We start from the raw sequence: 24,010 nt of genomic DNA on the forward strand, positions 1-24,010 counted from the left end.
ATCCTTAAAACATCATTTGATTGTCATTCATTTAAAGATTTCAAACGCTCTAGCGCCACTGCGGCAGCCTGCTGTTCAGCTTCCTTCTTGGAACGTCCAGTTCCTTGCCCCAGCGCGCGGCCATCCATGGACACCTCGGAGACGAACTCCCGTTCATGAGCCGGTCCACGCTCCTCAATGATACGGTACTCCAGCACGCCCATGTTGTGATGCTGGGTGAGCTCCTGCAGCTCCGTCTTGAAATCGGTCGTCTGCAGCTTCCCGTTAAGCGTAAACTGAGTGAATACATGCTGATGAAGGAAAGCATTAACAGCCTTCAACCCCTGATCCAGATAGAGGGCGCCGATGAACGACTCGAACACATCAGCCAGCAGCGCCGGACGAGTCCGTCCGCCGGTTAATTCCTCACCCTTCCCCAGCAATACGTATTTGCCGAATTCCAGGCTTTCGGCAAACTTCACAAGTGATGGCTCGCATACGATAGCTGCGCGAAGCTTGGTCAGTTCTCCCTCTGGACGATCCGGAAACATCCGATACAAATGCTCGGATACCGTCAGCTCCAGGACAGCGTCGCCCAGAAACTCCAGGCGTTCGTTATCCTGATGCTGGCTGAACCGATGTTCATTCACATATGATGCATGGGTAAAGGCCTGTTTCAACAGCTGTCGGTTTTGGAATACAATTTGAAGTTTGTGCTGTAACTGCTTCAGATCTCCACTCAACAGACTGACCCCTTATGCTTCAAATTTCTTCAGAACGATAGTGGCATTGTGACCGCCGAACCCGAAGGAGTTGGACATAGCTACACTGACATCTGCAGCTCTCGCTACATTTGGCACGTAATCCAAATCGCATTCCGGATCCTGGTTCTCCAGATTGATCGTTGGTGCAATTTTGCTGTTCTTGATCGTCAGACCGCAAATAACGGCCTCCACGCCGCCCGCTGCGCCGAGCAAATGACCTGTCATCGATTTCGTCGAGCTGACGGCCACTTTACGCGCATGATCTCCCAGCGCCTCTTTGATCGCGATCGTCTCGGAGCGGTCGCCTGCAGGAGTTGACGTACCGTGGGCATTGATATAATCAACCTCACTAACGTTAATGCCCGCTTCGCGAATGGCCATCTCCATGCATCGGCGCGCACCGTTTGGATCTGGATCGGTCATATGATGCGCATCAGCGCTTAACCCGTAACCGATCACTTCCGCGTAAATTTTCGCTCCGCGCTTCTGCGCGTGCTCCAAGGACTCCAGCACGAGAACCCCCGAGCCTTCGCCCATGACAAAGCCGTCGCGTCCCGTATCAAACGGGCGGCTTGCTCTCTCAGGCTCATCATTACGGGTTGACATCGCCCGCATCGAGCAGAATCCGGCGAGACCGGTTGGTCTGATCGTTGCTTCTGCGCCGCCGCAAATCATGACATCGGCATCGCCACGCTGAATTAATTTATACGAATCGCCAATGGAATGAGTTCCGGTCGCGCACGCCGTTACAGCTGTGCTGTTTGGTCCTTTCGCACCGAACAGTATCGACACGTGGCCGGAAGCCATGTTCGCAATCATCATCGGAATGAAGAAAGGGCTTACGCGTTTTGGGCCTTTTTGCAGCAAAATGTTATGCTGATCTTCCCAGGTTCCCAGTCCGCCAATCCCCGAACCGATAATAACGCCGACGCGCTCAGGATCAACCTGCTCACCAATCACGAGGCCGCTGTCTTTAATAGCACTCGTAGCCGCCGCCGCTGCAAATTGTACGAAGCGGTCCATCTTGCGCGCTTCCTTGCGGTCTACGTAATCTTCGGCATTGAAGTCCTTCACCGAAGCGGCGATCCGGGTCGGATATTCGCTAACGTCGAACGATTCAATCGCGGATACCCCCGATTTTCCCGCCATGAGATTATTCCAGAACGTATCCAAGTCTTGACCGAGGGATGTAACGACTCCCATACCGGTTACTACCACTCTATGCTTCAAACACACTCACCTCGTCTAGATCGCATGTGCAATACAGTAATGTGAATAACTAATGTAAATCTGATGATTTGCTAAGATGAGGAGAAGTCCCGCCTACAAAGGAGGTACGGGACTTTGAATGACATTAGGTATGAGATTGTATGTAGTTTACAACTTCACCTACGGTCGTAATCTTCTCAGCATCTTCATCTGAAATTTCCAAATCGAATTCATCTTCGAGTTCCATGACCAATTCGACTACATCCAGCGAATCAGCACCCAGGTCATCTTTGAAAGACGCTTCAAGCGTCACTTCAGCTTCATCTGCGCCGAGGCGATCCACTACAATGCGTTTTACGCGCTCCAATACATCGGACATCCGGTTCACCTCCTCCTTCGTATTATACGAAAATTAAAATCAAAATGCCATAGAAGCGAGACTCGAAATCACATATACATCCCGCCGTCTACATGCAGGGTCTGACCCGTCATATAAGACGCTGCGTCGGAAGCCAGGAATACCGCGACTTTCGCGATTTCTTCCGGCTGCCCAAGACGCGCTAACGGAATATCGCTGAGCAAATTCTGCCGCAGATCTTCCGGCAGCTGATCTGTCATATCCGTCGCAATGAATCCCGGTGCAATACAGTTCACTGTAATGTTCCGGCTAGCCAGCTCGCGGGCGGACGATTTCGTCAGGCCGATTACACCCGCCTTGGCCGCCACGTAGTTGGCCTGTCCGGCATTTCCTAGCACGCCCACTACAGACGAAATGTTGATAATACGGCCGGAGCGCTGCTTCATCATCGGGCGGGTAACCGCTTTGATGCCGTTGAATACGCCTTTGAGATTCGTCTCGATGACGGCGTCGAACTCTTCTTCCTTCATCCGCATAATTAGATTATCTCTAGTAATTCCAGCGTTATTCACCAGAATATCGATTCGGCCCCAAGTATCCAAGGTCTGCTTGACGATCGCCTCGAATTGAGCGCTATCCCCGACATGCCCTTTGACAGCGAAAGCCTGAACGCCGAGAGCCTCGATTTCGGCGACGACGCGAGCCGCCGCTTCCTCATTGCCCGCATAATTGACGGCCACGTTTGCGCCCGCTTCCGCAAGCGCCAGCGCAATAGCGCGTCCAATGCCGCGGGAGGCGCCTGTAACTAGAGCTGCCTGACCACTAAGCAATTTCGTCATTATACTCTCTCCTTTCCTAGGATATACTGAGCCGTCACAGTATTGGACCGCCTATCGCAAGCTACAGCAGCGCGGCTGCCGCCTGCTCCAAGCTCTCCAGGCTATTCACGTTATATGTTGTTACGCCCCGGTTAATTTTCTTGATCAGCCCGGTTAATACGCTGCCGGGACCGATTTCCACGAAGGTATCTACGCCCTGCTCGATCAGCCAAGCAACGCTGTCCTCCCATAGAACCGGCGAATATACCTGTTCCACAAGCAAACGGGAAATCTCCCCACCCCGCTGCACTGAGTCTGCCGTAACATTGGCTACAACAGGGATCGATGCATCGCCAATGGCAATCTGTTCCAGCTTTCCGGCCAGTTTCTCCGCTGCCGATTTCATGAGCGACGAATGGAACGGGCCGCTAACTTCAAGCGGAATCGCCCGTTTGGCGCCAATTTCCTTGACGCGCTGGACGACGGCATCTACGCCTGCTTTGCTGCCGGAAACTACGATTTGGCCCGGGCAATTGACGTTCGCCAGCTCTACCAGGCTTCCTCCAGCTGTAATGTCGGCGCACAAGGCGGCTAGTGCCTCACGCTCCCCGCCAAGTACCGCAGCCATCGCGCCTTGGCCGCTTGGAACGGCTTGCTCCATGAACTCGCCCCGCGCCCGTACAGTCGCGACAGCGTCGCTGAAACTGAGCGCTCCAGCTGCCGTAAGTGCGCTGTATTCCCCGAGACTGTGTCCCGCTACGAAGTCCGGCTTGATTCCTTTAGCCGCCAAAGCCTGATATAACGCTGCGCTTGTCGTCAGCAGCGCCGGCTGCGTATTCGTCGTCTGCTTCAAATCCGTATCCGGGCCTTCAAAAATAAGACGAGTCAACGGAAAGCCAAGAATCTCATCGGCCTGCTCGAACAGCTGCCGGGATTCCGGAACAGATTCATAGATGTCCTGACCCATTCCTACGCTTTGCGAACCTTGACCCGGAAATACAAATGCCAGCTTACCCATAAATTCGTCAGCACTCCTTCACTCTATAAAAAGCATGCAAAGAACGTAGTTACGCTCTCTCGCATCATAATCCATAGTATGATTACCAGACAAGCACGGATGCGCCCCAAGTGAGGCCGCCGCCAAAGCCTACGAGAAGCAAGGTGTCGCCTTCCTCCACACGGCCTTCCTCCACGGCTTCCACAAGTGCAAGAGGAATCGATGCCGCCGAGGTATTCGCATATTTATCCACGTTTATAACGCATTTCTCCTCCGGAAGATCAAGCCGCTGCATAGCGGATTGAATAATGCGGATATTCGCCTGATGCGGAACGAACAGGTCGATTTCGCTCTTGTCCTTGCCGGCTTTGCGGAGCACTTCCTCCGTCGCCGTTCCCATGACGCGGACGGCAAATTTGAACACTTCCCGGCCGTTCATGTAAATGAAATGCTTGCCGCTACGTACCGTCTCTTCAGATGCCGGGCAGCGCGAGCCGCCGCCCTCAAGCTTGAGCAGCTCTCCCCCTGCTCCTTCGGCTCCCAGATCAAAAGACAGGAAACCTCTGCCTTCCGGAACCTCGCCAAGCACAACCGCTCCGGCCCCGTCGCCGAACAAGACGCACGTGTTGCGATCCGTGTAGTCCGTTATGCGGGATAAGGCATCCGCCCCAATAATCAAGGCATTGTTGTACATCCCGGTCTGTATGAAGCCGTTGGCCGTTGCGAGGCTGTATACAAATCCGGAGCAAGCCGCCGACAAATCAAAAGCTGCCGCTTTCTTCGCTCCGAGCTTCTCCTGCAAAATGCAGGCCGTGGACGGAAACGTCATATCCGGTGTGATCGTCGCCACAATGATCAACTCGATATCTTCAGCGGCGAGTCCTGCCGATTTCAAAGCCTGGACAGCCGCCTCGTAAGCCAAATCCGAAGTCGCCTGATCAGGAGCCGCAATGTGACGCTCGCGGATTCCTGTCCGCGAAACTATCCACTCGTCGTTAGTCTCTACCATCGTCTCCAGTTCGGCGTTCGTTAACACCCGTTCAGGCACGTATTTACCTGTTCCGATAATGCCTACTGAACGTGATTTCATCATTCTACCACTCGCTTCCCGCTGATTTCCTGTGCTATGCTCTCCGTCAGTCGACTCTGAATTGCTGTTCTGGCCTGCCTTACCGCATTCTTGATCGCTTCGCCATCAGAGGATCCATGCCCCTTAACCACAAGTCCGCTGAGACCAAGGAGCGGAGCTCCGCCGTGTTCCTTATAGTCGAGCGTCTTCTTCATTCCCCGGAGAGAAGGCATTAACATGGCAGCCGCCAGTTTGTTCTTCAGCGATTTGGAGAACTCCTGCTTCAAAATCGAGAATATCGTACCCGCCGTGCCTTCCAGCGATTTCAGCAAAATATTGCCCGCGAACCCGTCGCAAACCAGCACATCGCAAGCACCCGTCAGAATATCGCGAGCCTCTACATTGCCTACGAAATGAATTGGAAGCTCCTGAATGAGCGGATAAGCCGCCTTCGTCAGCTCATTGCCCTTCATTTCCTCTGTGCCGACATTCAGGAGGCCGACGCGCGGACGGCTGATGCCATGCACCTTCTCCCGGTAAATGCTGCCCATTAGCGCGTACTGAGCCAGATGCTCCGGCTTCGCATCCATGTTGGCGCCCAGATCAAGCGCCAGCACCCCCCGCTCGTCCACCGTCGGAATCATCGGAGCCAGCGCTGGGCGTTCGATTCCATTCATCCGTCCTACAACGAGCAGACCCGTCGTCATCAGCGCGCCCGTGTTGCCAGCGGAGATCATCGCTTCGGCTTCGCCTTCGCGCACAAGCCGGCCCGCCACGACCATAGAGGCGTCTTTCTTGCGGCGCACCGCGCGCACAGGCTCATCATCCGCCTCAATGACCTCTGAAGCGTGATGAATCTTCAAATTGGCAGGCACAGCCGAATCTTTCAGCAGCGGTTCGAGCCGCGCCTGGTCACCGACGAGAATAATTTCGATATCATTCCATTCCTTGGCCGCGGCCAGGGCACCTTCGAGCGTGCTCTTCGGCGCGTGGTCTCCACCCATGGCATCAATGGCGATTCTCATGCTGACTTCCTCCTTCGTTATTGTCCTCTACCGCGGAGCGGTAAATGACGAAGTTCCCTTGGAACACCATCTCTTCGCCAACGTAGGTGAACACTTCGACCTTGGCCTTGCCCTTGTTGCCGGAAACTGGACGAACATATGCTTTTGCGATGCACTTCTCGCCCAAATGAACCGGACGGATAAACCGGATATCCGCCGAGAACGTGAGCGCAATCTCATCGTTAATGACCGCTACGGCCAATGAGTTGGCTTGCGCAAAAATATGATGCCCCCGCGCGATGCCCGTCCGTGAAAAGACATGTTCCTTGCTTATTTCAAAAATAGATATTCCGCTCTTATCCAACTGTAAATCGACGATTTCACCAATAACCTCATGCAGCGGCAATGAACGCACCTGGTCATAGGATCGTTCCGCCATCAGCTTCATCCGCTCGCGCAGCTCAGGAATACCGAGCTCCATCCGGTCGAGCCGGATCGTCTGGATGCTCACCTTCAGCTGCCGGGTCAGCTCCTGATCTGTGACAAAAGGATTCTCTTCGATCAGTTTGACGAGCTGCTGCTGCCTCGCCCTCTTGGGCAAACGTTCGATGGGTAACACCCCCGAGTGATCACTTTATTTATTATGTAAAACGAACCTCTTCGGTTTAGAACCTGGTACTAAGATAGAGTATAAAACATCTCCCTGCAAAAATAAAGAGATTTCATAATCCGTCCTGCAATTTCCATATAGAGCAATAAAAAACAGCACTCCGTGGAGTGCTGTTTAGGAGATATTATCTGGAATTAACCTTTGATAACTTCTCTTGCTTTGTATGTTCCGCATACTTTACATACGTGGTGAGCAAGCTTCAATTCTCCGCATTGTTCACATTTTACCATGCCCGGCACAGCCAATTTGAAATGCGTGCGGCGTTTGTCGCGGCGCGTCTTGGACGTTCTCCGTTGAGGTACTGCCATGGTTCCCACCTCCTTAATGAAGTCAACCTTATTACGGTGTCACATTGTAATCTCATTTTTTGAAAAAGTCACCTAGCGCTGCCAGCCGCGGATCGATCCGCTCGTTCTTGCAGCCGCAATCCCGTTCGTTCAAGTCCGTTCCGCAGCTGGGACAAAGTCCCTTGCAGTCTTCCTTGCAAACGGCAGCATATGGAAGATTGAGAAGCAAAGCCTCTTCAATATATGGATTCAAATCCACCTGATCATCGGCAATCAGCCGAATGTCATCCTCTTCTTCATTCTGCCCTTCTTCTACGGGGGTGTCAATGCGTTTGAAGGTTTCCTCAAATTCGATATCGACTTTATGCTTCAAAGGCTTAAGGCAGCGGGAGCAGGACATGTCCATTTCCGCGGACAGTGTGCCTGTCACCTCAACTACGTTCCCTTCCGCGTACACAGCTGTCAAGTCGCATGCAAGCGGACTCATGCCGTGAATGTCATTACGCCCTTTGACGACATGACTCATATCCAGAGCATCATGCAGCTGCTTCGGCCCGTCGTGAGAGGCCATCTGGCGAAATCTAAAATCCATGAGTATCACTCCAAACAAACAAAAATTATTATACCGATTTTAAGTAAGTTTTGTCAACAGCAAAGCGGGAAACAATAGCTGCCGTATCATTAATATTACACATACCCGCACAAAACGTCCATGCACATGCTGCCAGAAACGCAAATCGCATTTTTTAGCGGCCGTTATCAGCCGTTCATAACGAAATTATCCGGCGGAGCAAAAGCCAAAAAGCTCTATATTTTCTTCAAAATGCCCAGGCGAACATGGTATAGTCATAAATGATAAGCCTGTAAAGGTGGTATGCGGCATTGAACGTCGTTGGATTAATTGTTGAATACAACCCGTTTCACAACGGGCACGCCTATCATATGGCTGAGGCGAAGCGGCTTGCCGAAGCGGAGGCGGTCGTCGCCGTTATGAGCGGCGACTTCCTGCAGCGGGGCGAGCCCGCGATCGTAAGCAAGTGGGCGCGCGCTGAAATGGCGCTGCATGCCGGCGCCGACCTCGTGCTGGAGCTGCCGGTCGCCTATGCGGCCCAACCTGCCGAGTGGTTCGCGCACGGCGCCGCAGCGCTGCTGGATGCGACGGGCATCGTATCGCATCTGTGCTTCGGCAGCGAGGCGGGCACGCTCGCCGAGCTGCAGCCGCTCGCCCGCCAGCTTGCGGGCGAGAGCGGCGCGCTCAAGGCGGCGATCGCGGAGGAGCTCGCCACCGGTGCGAGCTACCCCGCGGCTTACGCCGCCGCTGCCGCGCGCAGCGTGGCCGCCCCGCCGGGGGGCGGCCCTGGCTCCGCTGCCAGCGCAGCTGCAGCGCGAGCGCTGCTGGAGCAGCCCAACAACAGCCTTGGGCTGCACTACCTCATCGCGCTGCAGCGGCTCGGCAGCGCGATCGCGCCGCTCACGGTGCGGCGCGAGGGCGCCGGCTACCGCGACGCCGTACCCGGCTCCGCGAGCATCGCCAGCGCCACCGCCATACGCGGGCTCATTGCGGGGGAAGGCGGCCTTAGCGCTGCCACTCCTTACATCCCGCCCTATACGGCGGAAATTCTCGCCCGGGAATTCCGCTCCGGGCGGGGCCCTGTCACTTGGGAGAGCTTCGCCGCTCCCTTGTTTCATCGCCTGCTGACGAGCTCACGGGAGACGCTGGCTGAGCACCATGAAGTGACCGAGGGCCTGGAATTCCGCATCAAAAAATGGCTTCCCCAGCTTAACCAGCTGACCGTTGATGAGCTTCTGGAGAAGCTCAAGACCAAAAGGTATACGTACACAAAACTGCAGCGAATGCTGCTCCATATTTTGCTGCAGCACGGCAAGCTTGCGATGGCGCCGGAGGCGCTGGCCCAAGGCCCGGGCTATTTACGAGTACTTGCCTTCAGCAGAAAAGGCCGCGAGCTGCTCAAACAAATGAAGGCCAGCGCATCCCTGCCTATCGTAACCAGGGCCGCCGCCTTTTCCCATCCTGGCCTGGAGCTCGACATTCAAGCTGCAGCAGCATATGCGAACGCCATGCCTAACCGGAATGATTCCGAAATATTCCGGGACTTCCGCCAGCCGCCGATCACGATCTAGCTACGTGCCCGGCGGCGTTTTTGCGGGCAAATCCTGCAAATACCGCAGCGCATCCTGAACATGCTTGACCGGGACCAGCTTCATCGACGTGCCGATTTCATCCGCCTTAGCCTTGGCATCCTTATAATTCGCTTCCGGCACAAAAAATATTTCCGCCTTCTCCCGGTGAGAGGCGACGATCTTGAACTGCACCCCGCCGATCGAGCCGATTGTCCCGTCCTCGGCAATCGTTCCGGTTCCAGCGACCCGGTACCCTTTGCTAAGATCGCCCGGGGTCAGCTGGTTATATATTTCGAGCGTAAACATGAGCCCCGCAGATGGGCCGCCGATCCGGGTGTCGGCAAATTTGACTTCCTTGCTCTTATCCGCAGGCATGACCTTGCGGACCTCGCCAACGCTCACGCCGAGACCGGCCTTGGGCAGCGCCTCATCCTGCCCGATTTCGACGAGTTCCACCAGCTGGCGGATTTCTTTGCCCCCGCGGCTCAGCACGACCTCTGCCTGATCGCCTGCTTTCTTGCCCTGAAGCAGCGCCGGGAGATCCTCAAACCGCTTTACCTTATGCCCCTCAAGCTCGGAAATAATATCCCCGGATTGAAAATCCCCCTTCGGAGCAAATGTCTTGGACAATCCCACGACGAACACGTACTCAGGCACGATTTCATATTTTACGTTCGCCAAATTGTAGGCCGCCATAATGGCATTCGATTGCGAATTGCTCATATAGAACTGCTGCTGCGTTGCATACTCCTTTTCGTTGCGGTCCGGCTCTTTGCGTACGACCTCAGCGTGGGCTTGAAACTGCGAGGTTGCCAGCATCGCCAGATTAGCATAACTTACGGATACGGTCGTCAGCATGAACGCCCCCTTCTCCTCCGGATCCCCGGACGGGATCGTTACCATCGGCTTGATTTCCTCCGCTGTGCCAGGCTGATTGATCATATATGGCGTAGGCATATAAACAACCACATACACCACAATGGCAAGCGTAATCAGGTATAACCCCGCTTTTATGACTGCTGATCTGGATTGACGCATCTCTTTGCTCCCTCTCTTTTCACCAAGCGGTGTAACTGATGGTCTTTCAACGGACAGACGAGCATAGACATGTACTAGCCTTTCATATGCTCATAAAGAGGTGAATTCGCCCGATGAATCACGAAAGTTCTCGAAACGGCGGCTTGCTCTCTACGATTCTGCTGGGAATGACCGCCGTCCTGCTAGTTATTTGCATTATTTATGCTCCTAGCCAAGCTTTTGAAGCTTCGAGTCAAGGACTCGCTCTTTGGTGGAGAATCGTCTTTCCCGCCTTGCTGCCTTTTCTCGTGCTTTCTCAGATCCTCATGGCAACGGGATACGCCCACGGGCTCGGCTCATTTATCGATCCGGTCACCCGCCGGATCCTCGGCCTGCCGGGCACGCTGGGCTGGGTGCTTCCTCTTGGCATGACTGCGGGGTTTCCTGCAGCCGCGGAAGCAGCCGCAGCTTTATATAAACAAGGCAAGATCACCGCACATGAAGCGGAGAAATTGGCGAGTTTTTCGCATTACTGCAGTCCCGTGCTCATCGTCATCGTCGTCGGCACCGCTTATATGAAGCAGCCTGAACTGGGGCTGTTTCTGCTCGGCATACACTGGGCATCGGGCCTAAGCGCCGCAGTCACCATGAACTGGCTCTCCTTTGGCCTTAAGCGCAAGCAATCAGACACTGGCCCGGCGGATTCACATCAAACGGGAAGCGGTTCGGCTGAATCGCGGTGGAAGCTCGCTATACGCCAAATTGAAGAAGCGCGGCGCGAAGACGGCCGCAGCTTCGGCAAGCTTCTTGGCGATTCTGTTGGCTCGTCCGTGCAAACATTGATGGCGACGGGCGGATATATGCTCATTTTTGCCGTCATCATACAAATCGCTTCCTCTTGGCTGGCGCCGCTCCTATCGCCATCCCTGACAGCCAAGCCGATCGCCGCCCTGCTTGAAGTGCATCTTGGATCGTACGCTTTAGTCACGACCGGCTTATCCTCTCCTCTGCCGGCAGCCCTTACAGGCGCCTTGCTCGGCTGGAGCGGACTAAGCGCCTACTTGCAGGCACGAGCAGCGCTGAAGCCGACCGGGCTTAGCGGCGTTTTTTTTCTGATCAACCGCATCATTCACGGCATGTATGCTTATGTATTAACCCTCTTGCTTTGGAAGCCGTTCGCTGCGATGATGCCGCTGTCCTTCCCTGCCAACGGCAGCCTGAACGGAACCGCAGCATGGGTACCGGGCGAAGGCCTGCCGCTGATGAAATGGAGAATCTTCTCCAGCGTCGTCTCCTGGCAGCTGTGCATGCTCGGACTGCTGATCATGCTCGTTTTGTTTGCCGCTTTTCTATGGTCAAGGCATTTCAGGACAAAACGCACTTCCTGACAAGACCTTACCGCTGGCACGGAAGCTGGCCTCCAGAAAATTCATGCTTTAGCAGGCTTGGACTGAAACTTAGTCTTGAGCGCCTCTTCAACTACCCGCGGCACGAGGTCTGACACATCTCCTTGAAAGGCAGCGATTTCTTTGACAACACTGGAGCTTAAGTAGGAATATTTGGGATTGGTCATCATAAATATTGTCTCTACCTGGCTGTTCAGCTTGTGGTTGGTCGATGCCAGCTGCAGCTCATATTCAAAGTCCGTAACCGATCTAATGCCGCGTACGATGACATGGGCTTGCTTGTAGTCCATATAGTTGACGAGCAGATCCCGGAAGCTGTCGATTTCCACGTTGGGCACATGCTGCGTCGCCTTTAGAAGAAGCTCTTTTCTCTCCTCGACCGTAAATAGAGGATTTTTGCTTGTATTGTTCAGTACGGCCACAATCAGCCTGTCGAACTGGCGGGCGGCACGCTGAATAATATCCATATGCCCTTTCGTTACCGGATCGAAGCTGCCAGGGTAGACCGCGATCCGAAGCTCATGTTGTTTCTCCATGGTGATGCTGCTCCTCCTTCTCCATCAAATCCGATTCCGCCCTGTTATCTTTATCATAGACGTAAATCGTAATTCCCGTCTCTCCATAATCTGTTTTGCGAATCGTTCTAAAATGGCCGAAATGATCCTGATATTCGAAGGAAGATTCGTACTCGAGTACGAGGATCGCCTGATCCTCCAGCAAGTTGAGCTCGTCCATTCGCTCCATCAGCTTGTCCCCATGCTTCAACCGATACGGCGGATCGAGGAAGACAAGATCAAAAGACGCCCCCCGTTTGGCCAGCGTCTTAAGTGCTCTTTCCGCGTCATTCTTGTACACTTCCGCCTGCTCAGCGAGGCCCGCGGCCCTTAAGTTTGCTTTTACCGTTTCTACGCTTTTGTAGTCCAAATCCACGAAGATTGCTCTATCCATGCCTCGGCTCAAGGCCTCGATTCCCAGCCCGCCTGTGCCGGCGAATAAATCAAGCACAGTGCCGCCCTCGAAATAAGGGCCAATCATGCTGAATAGAGCCTCCTTGACCTTATCTGTGGTTGGTCTAGTGCTCATGCCGGGAACAGCCTTTAGCGGCCTGCCCTTCGCGCTTCCCGAAATTACTCTCATCGATATTCACACCTTATTCGGATTACCTGTTGCCCATGCTTTTTACATGGTATGTCGATATCGTACCACAATCAATGGCAGATTGAAATTTGCAAAAGCACTGCTGCTATACCAGCCTGTTTTCTTGAAAGAAGACGGCAAAACTTTCTTAACATTTTTTTCATCCCCAGGTATAAATAGAACGAACCGGGACAAACTTTAAATATCGACATCACAAATGTCGTAGACAACCGCGGAGAAGACTTACGTTTCCCCATAAGCTCTTCGTCCGGTTTCTCCTCTCCCATGATGGGCGTCCCGCGAGGGGCGCCCGGACAAAAGCCTTTGTAGCGTAGAATTCTACGAGGGCTTTTGTCCTTTTTTTGTGGATTGATGACCAATTGATGACCAAATTTCATAGCGAAGTCCTAAAAGCCAAGCAGCTTTTGTGCTGTTTTCGTTGCCGCGGCTGCTAATGATGATGGCGATGTAGTCGGAGAATTAAAGTTTTGTGTAACCGAGACGACCGTGCCGCGCACCACCGGAATTGACGAGTCTGAGCTGCTTTTTCCACTGGACGAGCCACTGCTAGAACCGCCCCCGCTCGCTACGGCCGCACTTGCTGCCATTGTTGCCGCTGTAGCCGCGTTGATCTGCGCAATCACTCCGGCAATCATGGAGGATATCTCGTCTACCTTTGGCTTAAACCCAGCGATCAACTTTTCACCTAACGTCTGTCCTGCTGCCTGATAACCTTCGCCGAATTCATCTAAGAGAACCAGTATATCCTCCTGTTGATTCTGAATGATCATTTTCTCCGCTTCGGCTTGCAAGGACTTGGCTTCCAGCAGCTTGTTATAGTGATCTTGGGCATCTAATAATTGTTGGTCTAGAGAAGCCTTTTGAGCTGCATATATGGCGTTAATGTTGGCCTGCTGCGCCTCGTACTCCTGCGCCATAATTTCCTTTTTGGCAGCGAGCTGATCTTTTATGGCCTTCGTTTCCTCGGCAAGCTTGTCTTTAATTGCTTGCTGCTCTTCCTTGAGCGACTCCTTCTTATCCTCTAGTTCTTGCTGCCGGTGCCGCTCGTTCATCCCGGCAATTACTTTGTTCAACTCGTCTTGGAGTTGCTTCCGATTGAAATCGTCACGTTCAAACTCGATTTTAGCCGATAGCCGTTCGATCTTCTTCTGATCATCCGCGTCAAGTTCCTCGCGGCTTCGCTGTTTTTCGGCCTGGTTCATCGCGTCAAGCTCTTTCTGAATCGCTTCTACGCGAGCATTATACACAGCATTGATGCGCTCGATCTCGGCGTCAGCTGCCTTCTGGGCAGCTTCAACACGGGCGTTATAAACGGTCTTGATCGCGTCGAGTTGCGACCTCTTCCATTCCTCGTTTGCCTGCTGTTCTGCCTTGAGACGTTCTTCCTCTGCTTTCTTCTCCGCTTGGTACTTAGCCTTAAGCGCATCCTGAACGGCCTTAGCAAAATTGTTAATACTATCGATTTGAGCCTTCTGTTCCTCGGCTGCCAACTTAAGAGTTTCCAAATGATAGTCCTTTTGAAGCTTCAGGCGCTCATTCGTCTGCTTCCGGATCTCTTCGGTGATCTCCCGTTCAATAGCCCTTTTTTCAGCTGCAGTATAGCGATTGTCTGCCAGCACCTTCTCCAGATAGTTTTTATTGCTCCAGATTTGATCGTTCAGCAACTTATCTTCGGCTTTGAAACGATCCTGCATATCATCTTTAATTTGACTGATATATTCTTTGTGCAGTAAGATTTGTTCCTGGGTTAGACCCTCTTCTAGCTTTAAACGTTCCTCGACAGACAGCCCTTCACGAGCAAGCATGTCCTCATATTCGGCCTGCAGTTGCTGCTTCGCATACTCAAATCCATCCTTTCGCAGCTCCTTTTCACGCTCGGCTATCTGTTTCTTAACATCGTAGATTTTCTCTTCGATGGCCATACGCTCATCTGCCGTTTTCACGTGAGCTTTTTGGATAGCCTGCAAAGTCTCCAACTCGGATTCGAGGGTCATCTGGTCAAGGCGCTTTTTATGTTCAAGTTGCTTGTAAGCTTCGTCCAGAGCTTCGTTGGTGTAACTTTTAGTTTTCGATCCCGAAGATGTTTTCTTTTTATTCGCCCCCCCGCCTGTCTTTGGCACTGTAACTCCCGGAACAGTTACCGGAGGTGGTGGGAGATCCCCCGGCCTCATATCTAGTAACGCCTGCAGGCTTGCTGCCTCCCCACGCAATCGGGTTAATTCATCGTTCATGCGTGCGAGTGCAGACTCAGCGAGACCTGAAGAACCTGCGATTTCCACGATCGACTCGGCTATTTTTATGGCCGCCTCCTGCTTGGCAATTGCTGTTTGCTTCTCTTGCAATGCCTCCGTTGCCTTTGCCTGAATAGCTTGCCAAGTTTCGTCTATTTCTGCTTTCTTAGCCCCGACCAAACCCCAAATTGCTTCGGTATTAATTTCTGTTCCATTTGCAAACTGCGGAAACTGCTGGATGAGTGCTTTTTGTGCTGCTTGCCACTCATCCGATCCTTTCTTTGCTGATTTATAAGTACTTAGGAGAATTTCAATTTGTTTTACTTCTTGATGACGAACTGCAATTTGTCTAGCTTGTTCATTTATTTCTACTGCCGTTTCTCTCTGGGCGTCCTTAATAGCCTTCGTTAATACCATTTTTGCTTGGGTAAGCTGCTCCATAGATGTAGCTGCAAGCCGGCCATTTTCATCTATGAAATCAAGCGTTACACCAACATCATTCGCCGCTTCCTCTAGGTCTCTTAAGCTAATGCCTAATTCTTTGGCTGCTACGTCTAAGGCGAGGACGTTATTACCCATCTGTGCGGCATTTGTGGCGGCCGCGGTGTCAATCAGTCGCTGATATGAGTCGGTTAGTTCATCTATCTTGTCTATCCTTTGTTGCGTTAACTCAATTTCCGACCGATCTATCCCGTTGCGTTGTATTTCCTGTAATTCCATTTGAGCCTGGGCTAACTCTTCAGCAGCTCGCTTCGCCTCATCCATGCTGTTTTTAATTGCGAAAAATGCTGTGGTCGCAGCTGCTAGTGCAGTAAGAATCAGGCCAATTGGATTCGTTGTAAGAAACAGTAGCGCCGTACCAACACCTTTGATTACCGGGATCATTGCTGCAAAACTGGTTACTAATTTAGCTGTTACCACCAATAAAGGGCCAGCTGCTGTAGCCATAGCTAACATACTTATTATTGTCCGCTGCATTTCCGGGTCAAGACTAGCAAACCATTTCGCGCCTTCCTCGACACTTTGAAAGAGAGGTTCCAAGGCGTCCAAAGCTGACATAATAGCCGGGACAAGAGCATCCCCCAAAGTTATAGCCGCTTCAACAATTCGGTTTCCGAGGATTTGTAACTGCGAGTCGGTGGTTTCATATCTCCGACTTGCCTCTTCGGTCAATGCCGTGTTTTCCTCCCATGCCCTCGTTCCAAGCTCCATAGAGTTACGAAAGAGATCCCCAGCGTTGGATGCACGAAGCAATGCGTCTCGCACACGAATTTCGGATAATTGAAGATCATCCAGCACGGAGAAGGTGTTCTCGCCCGCCGCTGACATGCGGCCTAAGCCTTCAACAAAAGAAATCAATGCGTTGGCAGCGTCTTGTTGAAATGCTGTTTTGAACTGAGCGGCTGTCATCCCTGCTGTTGCAGCAAACGTGTTTAAATTACTACCGCCAGTCATGACAGCCTGGGACATTTCAATCATGACTCGCGAGAACGCCGAACCACCGGCTTCAGCTTCGATACCTACGGAAGATAAGGAGCCAGCGAACGCCAATATTTGAGCCTCGGTCAATCCGATCTGCTTCCCGGCCCCTGCAAGCCGAAGCCCCATCTCGACGATCTCTGCCTCTGTAGTAGCTAGATTGTTACCAAGATCAACGATTGTGGCGCCGAGCCTGTCAAAGTTCTCCTGCGGCATTTGTGTGATGTTTGCCAGCCGAGCGAGTGATGTTGCTGCCTGTTCGGCGCTCATGTTGGTTGCTACACCCAAGTCACTCATGGTTCGCGTAAAGCCCATGATTGCCTCGTTCTTGATTCCTAGTTGTCCCGCTGCTTCAGCCACTCCTGCAATAGCCGTCGCTGATTGCGGAATCTCTTTGGACATTTGCCGGATTTCTTGGCTAAATTGTTGGAACTCTTCTTCTGTTGCGTCGATGGTCTTTCTTACGCCAGCGAAAGCACTTTCAAAGTCGATACTAGCTTTTGCTGCTGCTGCTCCAGCTCCTACAATTGGAGCTGTAACGGTCAATGTTAACGCCTGTCCAGCAGCGCTCATTTGTTTTGCTACCGCGTCCATTTTCTTTGCAGCTTCGTCCATCTGCTTAGATGCTTTTTCCCATGCGGTGGTTTGCTTATTCAGCGCCTCGGTCGTCGCGTTCAGTTCATGATGCAACTTGTTGTACTCGGTGACAGCTTTATTAAGCCTGGTTTCAAGCTTCTGGGTCTCCCGCGCATCCGCACCTTTAGCAGTTACGGCAGCCTCGTGCTGTTGTTTGAGTTTGGCGATCCGCTGCGCTTGGATTTCCATCTGCTTACTTAGTGAATCTGCCTTTACCCTTAAACCTTCCTGAGACTTTTCATGTTCTCCCAACTTGCTAGAGGCTGCTGCAAACTCCGATTGCACAACCTTCATTTGCCTGCCTAATGCAGCCATTGACTGCTCAATACCGGTATCATCAAGGGTTATCTTCGTGACTAGATTCGATACTTCAATTTCATCTGCCAATTCTTTCACTCCCTAAGTTTAATGGCTCATAGTTCGTGGAAGAAACAGAAAAGGCCCTAACCACGAACTATGGCAGGGCCTCTTCCTTGGGCCTCAAATCATTAACTATTATTTTTTTGATGTATCAATAACGTTGTAATTTTGGCACCTTGGGCACTTAATTTCAGCAAATCCTTTGATAAATCCAAGTAATTTTCCACAATTACTACATCGAAACGGACGTTTAGCTTGAATTACTCACACCCCCCCCTTAATGTGAAAAAGTTGTCCGCGCTGCAAACGAAGGGCCCACGCCGGTCCCAAAACGCTCTGAGGCTCAAAATTCGAGGGAGGGGGGCATGCGTTCGCGTTCCTCGATCCTAGCCCGGAGCTCGTCCATCTTCTCCTTGATCGTCGCCTTCAGCTCTGCTTCCTTTTTCGCAGCATCCTTATGATTGTCGTTCGGATCAGCAAACCGCCTCTGTACTCTCCGTATGCGCGCCTGCAGCTTGCGTATCTCAGCGTCTCTATAAAAGGCCACATACTCACGCTGGCAATGCGGGCATTCGAAACATAGTTTATCTATGCCATCCTTGAGGTTGACCGTCTTAAACGATTCCACTTCAAATGCTTTCTGGCAGCCGGCATCACAGTGAGTTTTCATATGAATTCATCCTTTTCTGATATCTTTTATCCATGCTTTAAACCTGGCTTTAGCCTCCGCAATTTCAACGAAGTATTCTCCTGAATCCATTTCAGCTGATATACGAGCAACTTCTCTTTCGAATCGTTGTTTTTCTGTTTGCTGAGCCGACACGATTCCCCGTTCAGTCGTTGAGATTGGCCCTCTCGCAAGAAGTGCATGGTACAAATCCATAATTCCCGGAGGCGCCGTTCGCTCCATCCTTGCCATAACGTTAGCCCACGCTTGCTGTCCATATCGTCCAGATTGCCGCAAGTTCATCTTGCTTCCCCCTTCCTACTTAATGCCGAAATGCGCGATGGCGCTCGATCAAAAGTGAATTGAGTAATGCGACAACTGGATTCTGTTCAGCTATTAGGACTGGCAGCCCGAACTTTTCCTTTTGCTCTGAACTGAACTGTTCAAGGATATTGTTAGCCGAACTAGTAGCCCTGTACCAGGCATGATACATTGAGTTCAGTTCATCGACTCCCTTTGCCAGTGCATCGTGATGCTGCTTCATAGATTGGTGAATGGCAGTCGCCTTCTTCTTCACATCATCAGCCGTGTACATCAGCAACGAGACCCGCTCCGCTTCCAGTGCCTGAATACGCGGGTTGCCTTTCAATAGGGCATTGATCGCATCGTCTGTGAGTCTGATCGTCCGCTCCGCAGCCTCCACCTGCTCTTGGAGTATCGCGATCTCTGCATCATCGGCGGCACTAGCCAGTGCCGTTAAGTATTGCTCATTCGCTTGCTCCAGATGTTTGCGGTTCTCGACTTGCTTCGCTTGAAGCTCTACAGCCTTCTCCGATCCGCGCTTTTTCTCTTGCTCGATATCCTTTGTGATTTCAGCAGTCGTTCTCATGGTTTAATCGTCCCTTCGTTATTGTTATAGGTTTATCCCAATCAATTCCAACAAAACGCTCGTCTCTCTTGTTTGTTGTGCAAAATGTGTAGTCTTGTTTGGGGTGATTAGTTAAAGTTATTTCATACAGTTGAATTTCTCGTAGCTCTTGGAAAATTACCCTCTCATCTCCAGAGGCTTGGAGTTTTTTGATTTTCTCTTCATCGTCTGATACGCGAATAAGATCTTTTTTGTGGGAAAGGTAACCTATGCTACAATGACGCAATGCGTTTCGCTTAACCCTTTTATAGCAGCTGTATGCCGCTTTATTTGTTGGCCTGAGACGGAAGAATAGGCCGCGATTATTGATGTACAGACTTAGTGTTCCATTGTCCGTACGGCCCAGTTGTTTGTCAAAAGAATGATCTTCTAGCATTCCAACCATTCCATCAGTCATGATCCCTAATGGATTCACACGTTCAAATGTGTGTGTCCTACTATCTTCGTCATAGCTCCAGCAAGGGTAATCTTCAAAAGGTATTGCGCACCCGAATATAGCTTTCTCCAATAACAACACCTCCCTTCTATAACTAATTCCTATTTAGTGACTGCGCGTTTTTCCCTAATTTCCTTCACCAACGCCTCTAGCTCGCTGGTATCTCGTCCAATGCTTTGAAGATAGAGAATGAGGTTTTCAATGTCGATTGTTTTTTTCATCGATCCCACTATCCTCCTGACTGACATCCTTCTTAAACTTGGTGTAGAATAATTCATACTCTTGAGACAAACCGCGATCCTCTAGAAATTCAGCCATTATCTGATAATCCGAGCGAATCTCCTCTAGCAACTGTTTAGCTAATGCGGCAGAATTATCAACAACTTTCAAATAGTCTAAGAGGGCATTTTCTTGAATCTTGAGCAAATCCTCTAGCTCCTCAGGCGAAAGGTTTTCCCCATCTTTAATGCGCCGAATGTAATCGTTCCTGATGATTAAAAGTACGTCGGGATGCAGATTATTGCTCATGATCGTCGCTCCCTTTCGGAAAGATGCTATCCAAATAAGCCTCTATTTCAGTAGTATCAGCGCCTAGTTCCCTCAAGCCGATCAATACCTTATCAATACAGATAGAACCATCCTCTGCTCTATAGCGAGAAGCAGGACCTGGAAGGTAGGTCTGAGCAGCACGCCGATAAAGGATGTCTGCAACCCGAGCCGATCCAATACCAGCAAAGTTATTCGCCTGACTGGTCTTCATGATCTTCACCCTTATATTTGACAGTTCGAAGAAGTATAGCTTTGAGATACCCTTCTGAACCCAACCGATTATCCAGTTCTTCTAAAACCCACCTATTCTCAGTAAATTGAATTACCTTTGTCAGTTTGTCATCCGCTTCCTTAGGTGAATCGACACTCTTGTCAATAATGATCTCTTTATACTCCCTGCATTTAAGCAATCGATCATGTGCCTTTTTGATGTCTTTTAGCAGCTCACGATAGATTTCTGGTTGTTCCTCTTGGGTAAAGGTCAAAATCTCCGTTGTGATTGGAACAATGATTTCAAAGACATCTTCGAATGTAGTTGGAGTATCAAGGGACGCCTCAAGGATCTCCCCGTATACTCTTTCGTAAATTTCTCCGCTGCCAGCTAATGTTTCTAAAAAATCGGCGAATGCTATCGGCTTATTATCGAATGTGTAGCCACTTGTTAATTCTCTTAATTTACTCATGTTAATCATCCTTTTCTATAAATTTTATTTAACAGACTTCTTGAAGCCCTTCCACCTGAATACCAAGCATTAATGCCAGAAGTACAAAAGCCCTGATCCTAATTTTTGTATAGGTGCCCACGCTAATCGGCGGGTCTAATCGCTGTGTATAAACCGTGAAATCAAAGGGTAAGTCACGGTTCATGTAGCGCTCTGTGATAACTTCTCTCTCTTCAGCTGGGAGTTGGGCAACGGCTTGTTCTATCCGTTCACAGAACGCCTGACGCCGGGCGGGCTCATCCGCGTTATGAACAGCTGCCTGAGCTGTTGGATCACTAATGACATTGGTTGGCCCGCTCGGACGTTCTTCGTAGCTTGCTGTTACGCTGCTTTCTCTAGCTTGAAACAAGGTGTATTTAGAAAGGTGATACCGCTCAAACATGTCTTCCATCGTGTTGCGAATCTCTTTCTTTATAGCAGTGGGTAACTTATCTATAGCTCGCATTATCCAGCCCTCCTGTGGTAGAATTGTGGTTGTCGAGACCAGCTTTCCACTTTTGGAGAGCTTTTTTTATACCTCAAAGTGCCGCTTCCACGCTTCAATGAAAGGGAATATCTTCCCATCGTTTTTAGGTGGCAAGTTAAATAGATGATTTCTTGCTGCTTCCTCAAATTCTTCATCGCTAATATCGCATTCGATCAAATCACATATATCGACTTCAAGTCTTCGAAGCTGATCTTCCGTAATTCTCGGATGGTTTTTATCAAACCTTTCTTTATAAACCGAGTTATAAATTTGGAAATAGGAATGATCGTCGATTTTATCAAAATCGATGTATGTTTTTTCTTTATAATCTTTGTTATTTATATATAGTTCTTTATACTGTGCACCACGTGCACTAGGTGAGTGCATATCATGCACCCCATTAAGTGCATCGTATGCACTTTTAACAGTTTGTGGGGTGTACGATTGTGTACCTAATATGTGGCCAGAACCCTTGCCATTACTGGATTCTTCACTATTTTTCATATTAGGGGTGTCAGATTTGACCCCTCTAGCACCGTCTAATTCGACGGTAAGAGGATCTTCGACAACATATACATTGCTCTGACCTCCTCTTTCTCCCCAACGACGCTGCTTCTTTATAAATCCTGCGGAGACAAGTTCCTTAACGACGTTTTTTGCTTTCCTTTCACTCATTCCAGTCTTCTCGGCGATTGTGGCATAGCTAGGAAACGCCTCTTCTTTTGCATTATTCGCACATCGCGCAAGATAGAAATACACGGATAATTGAAATGGATTTAGGCCAAATTCAAATATGTCATTTGATGGAGTGAAGAAATTCCTTTTTCGTGCCATTCACCTCACCGCCGGTTCTTCATTCCAGATCCTTTGTGGAGCATATTCAAATGACGCTCGATTTCCCGCAGGCATTTGCCCATCTTAATTTTTCCATCGACGAAATCAAATGCCGTTCGATGAATCGCTGTATCGATCGGATCCATGTGAGCGATAGAATGTACTTCACTTATCGCATAAAACACGGAGTTGATTTCTCTTTGAAGGGAAAAGTCATAATCTTCTTCGCGGGCCAGCTTATTTTGTCGCGCGTTTAATTCTCTCGCTAATCTCAAGAGAATAACTGTCATCTTCCTTCTTTCAGAGTTCATGATGCTCACCTACTTTCCAACACAGTCATTTACCTGGCTAGAAATCCAAGCTTCGAGATCGCAGCGACGGAAAAATATCCTTGACCTTAGACGGAAAAAGGGAAGTTGTTTCAGGCGGACCATATCGCGCACTGTCCAAGGCGACATCCTTAAAAACGCCGCTGCCTCCTTCACATCCATTGTCTGAGGCTCTGGATTTTCTAGTTTAGCCTGCTGCTGGGCAACCATCTGAGCCAGCTGCGTCATTACTGTTTGTTGGTCAATCTGGGGCAACCGTTCGATAACTTCTACGGCCGGGGCAACTTGCTTGATGATTACTGCCGGCGCCGCCGGACGAACATTACGTTTACGCATAAAGTACTGACCTCCTATATATTAGTTTTGAAGCGTTTGAGACAGGTTTACGGCCGTCAAATCCCTAATTGGGAATGAATATACTCCTTGATGCTACGAACGTCAGAAACCAGTTCCTGCAGGGTCTTAGCGGTGGATTGTTTGATCTTCATCTTTACAACATGGTTAGCGGCACTTTCTAACGTTGAGAAATAACCATGAATCACAATCTTTCCATCCCCACTCCCATCTTGCCGAGCCTTTTGCTCCTTAAGAATGAAATTATAGGGGTCTGATTCAATAAACAGGTCGCCTTCAATTTGTACCTTCATGCTCATATCCTCCTTCATCAAGTAATGGATGGTTTTTAGATGGGTGTAACGGTTTAATCGCCGAAAGTGTACATTTACACTCCTTTGTAAAAATAACGTCTCAAAACCGCCAGAAACCGCCTTAAATCCTTTTGTTTATCATTCAATAAGACGAACGGCGATAATGCTCTGCTGCTTTTTCCAACGAAACCACGTCAAACCGGTTGTGAAGCGCGCGAATCAGTCGCTGAGTGTCGCTCTCACTGAAACCAACACGCTCTGCGGCCATGATCGCATAACCGAAGGCTGATTGGTTTGACCAGGCTTGTACGTCATTACTCGACTGCGCGCCGGCTTGATATGCCCGTTGGAGCAACTGCTCAACATCATCGAGCAGATTGATTTCCCTCGGCGTTACCCCGTTTGGGAAGTGCTTCTTCTCCAGCGCGATCCGGTGCTTGGCGCAAGTGAGTTCTAAGCTCATGGAATTGCCTCCTTTCGTTTGTGTTGTGCTGTTTCCAAAGATCGACCAACGAAAAACTTTGTTGGTTACTTTCCACTGGCCTGTGCTTCTTGCTCTGCGATCCATTGGTCAATCGTCGATTTACGAAACAAGATTTTTGCTCCGATCTTGTAATGCGGAATTTCGTTCGCCCTAACCATTGCGTAAACTTTAACGGCAGAAGCGCCGATGTACTTCGCCATTTCTTCAACTGTCATCCGTTCCATGTTTACACCTCGCTAACTTTTTATAATTTGTTGTCTGTGTGTATACAATAACACCGATTATACTATCAGTCAACAAATTTATATATTGTTTTCTGTCTGTATACTCAATATAATGAATTTAATGAAATGGAGGGCCTATG

32 protein-coding genes are annotated in these 24,010 nt (G+C 50.4%); 2 read left to right on the plus strand and 30 right to left on the minus strand.

Annotated features, from left to right (window positions below; genetic code table 11):
• Positions 1 to 23: 23 nt before the first annotated feature.
• From rnc to GNP95_RS00150, 10 genes are all read right to left on the minus strand, one after another.
• Positions 24 to 722, minus strand: coding sequence for a ribonuclease III (rnc, locus tag GNP95_RS00105; protein ID WP_155608915.1), 699 nt, complete (start codon positions 720 to 722; stop codon positions 24 to 26).
• Between the two features lie 12 nt (positions 723 to 734).
• Positions 735 to 1,973, minus strand: coding sequence for a beta-ketoacyl-ACP synthase II (gene fabF, locus GNP95_RS00110; protein ID WP_155608916.1), 1,239 nt, complete (start codon positions 1,971 to 1,973; stop codon positions 735 to 737).
• Between the two features lie 124 nt (positions 1,974 to 2,097).
• Positions 2,098 to 2,331: an acyl carrier protein gene (gene acpP / locus GNP95_RS00115; RefSeq protein WP_019638123.1), complete on the minus strand. Its 234-nt coding sequence runs from the start codon at positions 2,329 to 2,331 to the stop codon at positions 2,098 to 2,100.
• 68 nt (positions 2,332 to 2,399) lie between these two features.
• On the minus strand, positions 2,400 to 3,149 hold the full coding sequence (gene fabG / locus GNP95_RS00120; RefSeq protein WP_155608917.1) for a 3-oxoacyl-[acyl-carrier-protein] reductase: 750 nt from the start codon (positions 3,147 to 3,149) through the stop codon (positions 2,400 to 2,402).
• 61 nt (positions 3,150 to 3,210) lie between these two features.
• Positions 3,211 to 4,146 carry an ACP S-malonyltransferase gene (gene fabD / locus GNP95_RS00125; protein WP_155608918.1) on the minus strand — a complete coding sequence of 312 codons (936 nt, stop codon included), beginning with the start codon at positions 4,144 to 4,146 and terminating at the stop codon, positions 3,211 to 3,213.
• Between the two features lie 82 nt (positions 4,147 to 4,228).
• Positions 4,229 to 5,218: a beta-ketoacyl-ACP synthase III gene (locus tag GNP95_RS00130; protein ID WP_155608919.1), complete on the minus strand. Its 990-nt coding sequence runs from the start codon at positions 5,216 to 5,218 to the stop codon at positions 4,229 to 4,231.
• Positions 5,215 to 6,219: a phosphate acyltransferase PlsX gene (gene plsX / locus GNP95_RS00135; RefSeq protein WP_155608920.1), complete on the minus strand. Its 1,005-nt coding sequence runs from the start codon at positions 6,217 to 6,219 to the stop codon at positions 5,215 to 5,217. Before plsX ends, GNP95_RS00130 begins: the two co-directional genes overlap by 4 nt.
• A complete protein-coding gene (gene fapR / locus GNP95_RS00140; RefSeq protein WP_055108504.1) occupies positions 6,203 to 6,799 on the minus strand; it encodes a transcription factor FapR in 597 nt (198 codons plus the stop codon). Before fapR ends, plsX begins: the two co-directional genes overlap by 17 nt.
• Before the next feature lie 203 nt (positions 6,800 to 7,002).
• The gene (rpmF, locus tag GNP95_RS00145; RefSeq protein WP_055108505.1) at positions 7,003 to 7,176 is read right to left on the minus strand and encodes a 50S ribosomal protein L32; all 174 of its coding nucleotides are present in this window, start codon (positions 7,174 to 7,176) and stop codon (positions 7,003 to 7,005) included.
• A gap of 52 nt (positions 7,177 to 7,228) precedes the next feature.
• Positions 7,229 to 7,747 (minus strand): YceD family protein, encoded by a 519-nt coding sequence (locus GNP95_RS00150; protein ID WP_155608921.1) that lies wholly within the window; start codon positions 7,745 to 7,747, stop codon positions 7,229 to 7,231.
• Between the two features lie 290 nt (positions 7,748 to 8,037).
• Between GNP95_RS00150 and GNP95_RS00155 the strand changes: the two genes are divergently transcribed.
• Positions 8,038 to 9,297 (plus strand): nucleotidyltransferase, encoded by a 1,260-nt coding sequence (locus tag GNP95_RS00155; RefSeq protein WP_155608922.1) that lies wholly within the window; start codon positions 8,038 to 8,040, stop codon positions 9,295 to 9,297.
• Here the strand turns inward: GNP95_RS00155 and GNP95_RS00160 are convergent, their stop codons facing one another.
• The gene (locus tag GNP95_RS00160) at positions 9,298 to 10,335 is read right to left on the minus strand and encodes a SepM family pheromone-processing serine protease (protein ID WP_155608923.1); all 1,038 of its coding nucleotides are present in this window, start codon (positions 10,333 to 10,335) and stop codon (positions 9,298 to 9,300) included.
• A gap of 113 nt (positions 10,336 to 10,448) precedes the next feature.
• Here GNP95_RS00160 and GNP95_RS00165 point away from each other — a divergent pair, with 113 nt between their 5' ends.
• The gene (locus GNP95_RS00165; RefSeq protein WP_155608924.1) at positions 10,449 to 11,702 is read left to right on the plus strand and encodes a nucleoside recognition domain-containing protein; all 1,254 of its coding nucleotides are present in this window, start codon (positions 10,449 to 10,451) and stop codon (positions 11,700 to 11,702) included.
• Positions 11,703 to 11,743: 41 nt separating this feature from the next.
• Here GNP95_RS00165 and coaD read toward each other — a convergent pair whose 3' ends face one another.
• From coaD to GNP95_RS00260, 19 genes are all read right to left on the minus strand, one after another.
• Complete coding sequence (gene coaD, locus GNP95_RS00170) at positions 11,744 to 12,256, minus strand: pantetheine-phosphate adenylyltransferase (protein ID WP_155608925.1); 513 nt, start codon at positions 12,254 to 12,256, stop codon at positions 11,744 to 11,746.
• Complete coding sequence (gene rsmD / locus GNP95_RS00175; protein WP_155608926.1) at positions 12,240 to 12,857, minus strand: 16S rRNA (guanine(966)-N(2))-methyltransferase RsmD; 618 nt, start codon at positions 12,855 to 12,857, stop codon at positions 12,240 to 12,242. Before rsmD ends, coaD begins: the two co-directional genes overlap by 17 nt.
• A 71-nt stretch (positions 12,858 to 12,928) precedes the next feature.
• A complete protein-coding gene (locus GNP95_RS00180) occupies positions 12,929 to 13,255 on the minus strand; it encodes a hypothetical protein (protein WP_155608927.1) in 327 nt (108 codons plus the stop codon).
• Positions 13,256 to 13,264: 9 nt separating this feature from the next.
• Positions 13,265 to 17,611, minus strand: a complete 4,347-nt coding sequence (locus tag GNP95_RS00185; RefSeq protein ID WP_196427019.1) for a phage tail tape measure protein — start codon at positions 17,609 to 17,611, stop codon at positions 13,265 to 13,267.
• A gap of 108 nt (positions 17,612 to 17,719) precedes the next feature.
• On the minus strand, positions 17,720 to 17,845 hold the full coding sequence (locus GNP95_RS26665; RefSeq protein ID WP_413773724.1) for a zinc finger domain-containing protein: 126 nt from the start codon (positions 17,843 to 17,845) through the stop codon (positions 17,720 to 17,722).
• A gap of 82 nt (positions 17,846 to 17,927) precedes the next feature.
• Positions 17,928 to 18,254: a hypothetical protein gene (locus tag GNP95_RS00195; RefSeq protein WP_155608928.1), complete on the minus strand. Its 327-nt coding sequence runs from the start codon at positions 18,252 to 18,254 to the stop codon at positions 17,928 to 17,930.
• A 6-nt stretch (positions 18,255 to 18,260) separates the two neighbouring features.
• Complete coding sequence (locus GNP95_RS00200; protein WP_155608929.1) at positions 18,261 to 18,554, minus strand: hypothetical protein; 294 nt, start codon at positions 18,552 to 18,554, stop codon at positions 18,261 to 18,263.
• A 19-nt stretch (positions 18,555 to 18,573) separates the two neighbouring features.
• Positions 18,574 to 19,140, minus strand: coding sequence for a hypothetical protein (locus tag GNP95_RS00205; RefSeq protein WP_155608930.1), 567 nt, complete (start codon positions 19,138 to 19,140; stop codon positions 18,574 to 18,576).
• Positions 19,124 to 19,687: an HK97 family phage prohead protease gene (locus GNP95_RS00210; protein ID WP_155608931.1), complete on the minus strand. Its 564-nt coding sequence runs from the start codon at positions 19,685 to 19,687 to the stop codon at positions 19,124 to 19,126. Before GNP95_RS00210 ends, GNP95_RS00205 begins: the two co-directional genes overlap by 17 nt.
• Before the next feature lie 126 nt (positions 19,688 to 19,813).
• A complete protein-coding gene (locus tag GNP95_RS00215; protein ID WP_155608932.1) occupies positions 19,814 to 20,143 on the minus strand; it encodes a hypothetical protein in 330 nt (109 codons plus the stop codon).
• Positions 20,133 to 20,375, minus strand: a complete 243-nt coding sequence (locus GNP95_RS00220; protein WP_155608933.1) for a hypothetical protein — start codon at positions 20,373 to 20,375, stop codon at positions 20,133 to 20,135. Before GNP95_RS00220 ends, GNP95_RS00215 begins: the two co-directional genes overlap by 11 nt.
• Entirely contained in the window at positions 20,353 to 20,847 is a 495-nt protein-coding gene (locus GNP95_RS00225) for a hypothetical protein (protein ID WP_155608934.1), read from the minus strand. Before GNP95_RS00225 ends, GNP95_RS00220 begins: the two co-directional genes overlap by 23 nt.
• A 28-nt stretch (positions 20,848 to 20,875) precedes the next feature.
• Positions 20,876 to 21,331 carry an ArpU family phage packaging/lysis transcriptional regulator gene (locus GNP95_RS00230; RefSeq protein ID WP_155608935.1) on the minus strand — a complete coding sequence of 152 codons (456 nt, stop codon included), beginning with the start codon at positions 21,329 to 21,331 and terminating at the stop codon, positions 20,876 to 20,878.
• 66 nt (positions 21,332 to 21,397) lie between these two features.
• On the minus strand, positions 21,398 to 22,186 hold the full coding sequence (locus GNP95_RS00235; protein WP_155608936.1) for a helix-turn-helix domain-containing protein: 789 nt from the start codon (positions 22,184 to 22,186) through the stop codon (positions 21,398 to 21,400).
• Between the two features lie 5 nt (positions 22,187 to 22,191).
• Positions 22,192 to 22,461, minus strand: a complete 270-nt coding sequence (locus GNP95_RS00240; RefSeq protein WP_196427020.1) for a hypothetical protein — start codon at positions 22,459 to 22,461, stop codon at positions 22,192 to 22,194.
• Between the two features lie 45 nt (positions 22,462 to 22,506).
• Positions 22,507 to 22,851, minus strand: a complete 345-nt coding sequence (locus tag GNP95_RS25940; RefSeq protein ID WP_230873618.1) for a helix-turn-helix domain-containing protein — start codon at positions 22,849 to 22,851, stop codon at positions 22,507 to 22,509.
• 56 nt (positions 22,852 to 22,907) lie between these two features.
• Positions 22,908 to 23,162 (minus strand): hypothetical protein, encoded by a 255-nt coding sequence (locus GNP95_RS00250; protein WP_155608938.1) that lies wholly within the window; start codon positions 23,160 to 23,162, stop codon positions 22,908 to 22,910.
• A 142-nt stretch (positions 23,163 to 23,304) separates the two neighbouring features.
• A complete protein-coding gene (locus GNP95_RS00255; RefSeq protein ID WP_155608939.1) occupies positions 23,305 to 23,625 on the minus strand; it encodes a hypothetical protein in 321 nt (106 codons plus the stop codon).
• A gap of 65 nt (positions 23,626 to 23,690) precedes the next feature.
• Positions 23,691 to 23,870 carry a helix-turn-helix domain-containing protein gene (locus GNP95_RS00260; protein ID WP_155608940.1) on the minus strand — a complete coding sequence of 60 codons (180 nt, stop codon included), beginning with the start codon at positions 23,868 to 23,870 and terminating at the stop codon, positions 23,691 to 23,693.
• Positions 23,871 to 24,010 lie beyond the last annotated feature (140 nt).

Source organism: Paenibacillus woosongensis, assembly GCF_009725165.1.
GTDB classification, from domain to species: domain Bacteria; phylum Bacillota; class Bacilli; order Paenibacillales; family Paenibacillaceae; genus Fontibacillus; species Fontibacillus woosongensis.

What these genes read in the sequence shown, in the direction of transcription:
- acpP (WP_019638123.1), bottom strand. Translation starts at nt 2,331, where the DNA reads ATGTCCGATGTATTGGAGCGCGTAAAACGCATTGTAGTGGATCGCCTC.
- fabG (WP_155608917.1), bottom strand. Translation starts at nt 3,149, where the DNA reads ATGACGAAATTGCTTAGTGGTCAGGCAGCTCTAGTTACAGGCGCCTCC.
- fabD (WP_155608918.1), bottom strand. Translation starts at nt 4,146, where the DNA reads ATGGGTAAGCTGGCATTTGTATTTCCGGGTCAAGGTTCGCAAAGCGTA.
- GNP95_RS00130 (WP_155608919.1), bottom strand. Translation starts at nt 5,218, where the DNA reads ATGATGAAATCACGTTCAGTAGGCATTATCGGAACAGGTAAATACGTG.
- plsX (WP_155608920.1), bottom strand. Translation starts at nt 6,219, where the DNA reads ATGAGAATCGCCATTGATGCCATGGGTGGAGACCACGCGCCGAAGAGC.
- rpmF (WP_055108505.1), bottom strand. Translation starts at nt 7,176, where the DNA reads ATGGCAGTACCTCAACGGAGAACGTCCAAGACGCGCCGCGACAAACGC.
- GNP95_RS00150 (WP_155608921.1), bottom strand. Translation starts at nt 7,747, where the DNA reads ATGGATTTTAGATTTCGCCAGATGGCCTCTCACGACGGGCCGAAGCAG.
- GNP95_RS00160 (WP_155608923.1), bottom strand. Translation starts at nt 10,335, where the DNA reads ATGCGTCAATCCAGATCAGCAGTCATAAAAGCGGGGTTATACCTGATT.
- GNP95_RS00165 (WP_155608924.1), top strand. Translation starts at nt 10,449, where the DNA reads ATGAATCACGAAAGTTCTCGAAACGGCGGCTTGCTCTCTACGATTCTG.
- coaD (WP_155608925.1), bottom strand. Translation starts at nt 12,256, where the DNA reads ATGGAGAAACAACATGAGCTTCGGATCGCGGTCTACCCTGGCAGCTTC.
- rsmD (WP_155608926.1), bottom strand. Translation starts at nt 12,857, where the DNA reads ATGAGAGTAATTTCGGGAAGCGCGAAGGGCAGGCCGCTAAAGGCTGTT.
- GNP95_RS00180 (WP_155608927.1), bottom strand. Translation starts at nt 13,255, where the DNA reads ATGAAATTTGGTCATCAATTGGTCATCAATCCACAAAAAAAGGACAAA.
- GNP95_RS00195 (WP_155608928.1), bottom strand. Translation starts at nt 18,254, where the DNA reads ATGAAAACTCACTGTGATGCCGGCTGCCAGAAAGCATTTGAAGTGGAA.
- GNP95_RS00200 (WP_155608929.1), bottom strand. Translation starts at nt 18,554, where the DNA reads ATGAACTTGCGGCAATCTGGACGATATGGACAGCAAGCGTGGGCTAAC.
- GNP95_RS00205 (WP_155608930.1), bottom strand. Translation starts at nt 19,140, where the DNA reads ATGAGAACGACTGCTGAAATCACAAAGGATATCGAGCAAGAGAAAAAG.
- GNP95_RS00215 (WP_155608932.1), bottom strand. Translation starts at nt 20,143, where the DNA reads ATGAGCAATAATCTGCATCCCGACGTACTTTTAATCATCAGGAACGAT.
- GNP95_RS00220 (WP_155608933.1), bottom strand. Translation starts at nt 20,375, where the DNA reads ATGAAGACCAGTCAGGCGAATAACTTTGCTGGTATTGGATCGGCTCGG.
- GNP95_RS00225 (WP_155608934.1), bottom strand. Translation starts at nt 20,847, where the DNA reads ATGAGTAAATTAAGAGAATTAACAAGTGGCTACACATTCGATAATAAG.
- GNP95_RS00230 (WP_155608935.1), bottom strand. Translation starts at nt 21,331, where the DNA reads ATGCGAGCTATAGATAAGTTACCCACTGCTATAAAGAAAGAGATTCGC.
- GNP95_RS00235 (WP_155608936.1), bottom strand. Translation starts at nt 22,186, where the DNA reads ATGGCACGAAAAAGGAATTTCTTCACTCCATCAAATGACATATTTGAA.
- GNP95_RS25940 (WP_230873618.1), bottom strand. Translation starts at nt 22,851, where the DNA reads ATGCGTAAACGTAATGTTCGTCCGGCGGCGCCGGCAGTAATCATCAAG.
- GNP95_RS00250 (WP_155608938.1), bottom strand. Translation starts at nt 23,162, where the DNA reads ATGAAGGTACAAATTGAAGGCGACCTGTTTATTGAATCAGACCCCTAT.
- GNP95_RS00255 (WP_155608939.1), bottom strand. Translation starts at nt 23,625, where the DNA reads ATGAGCTTAGAACTCACTTGCGCCAAGCACCGGATCGCGCTGGAGAAG.
- GNP95_RS00260 (WP_155608940.1), bottom strand. Translation starts at nt 23,870, where the DNA reads ATGGAACGGATGACAGTTGAAGAAATGGCGAAGTACATCGGCGCTTCT.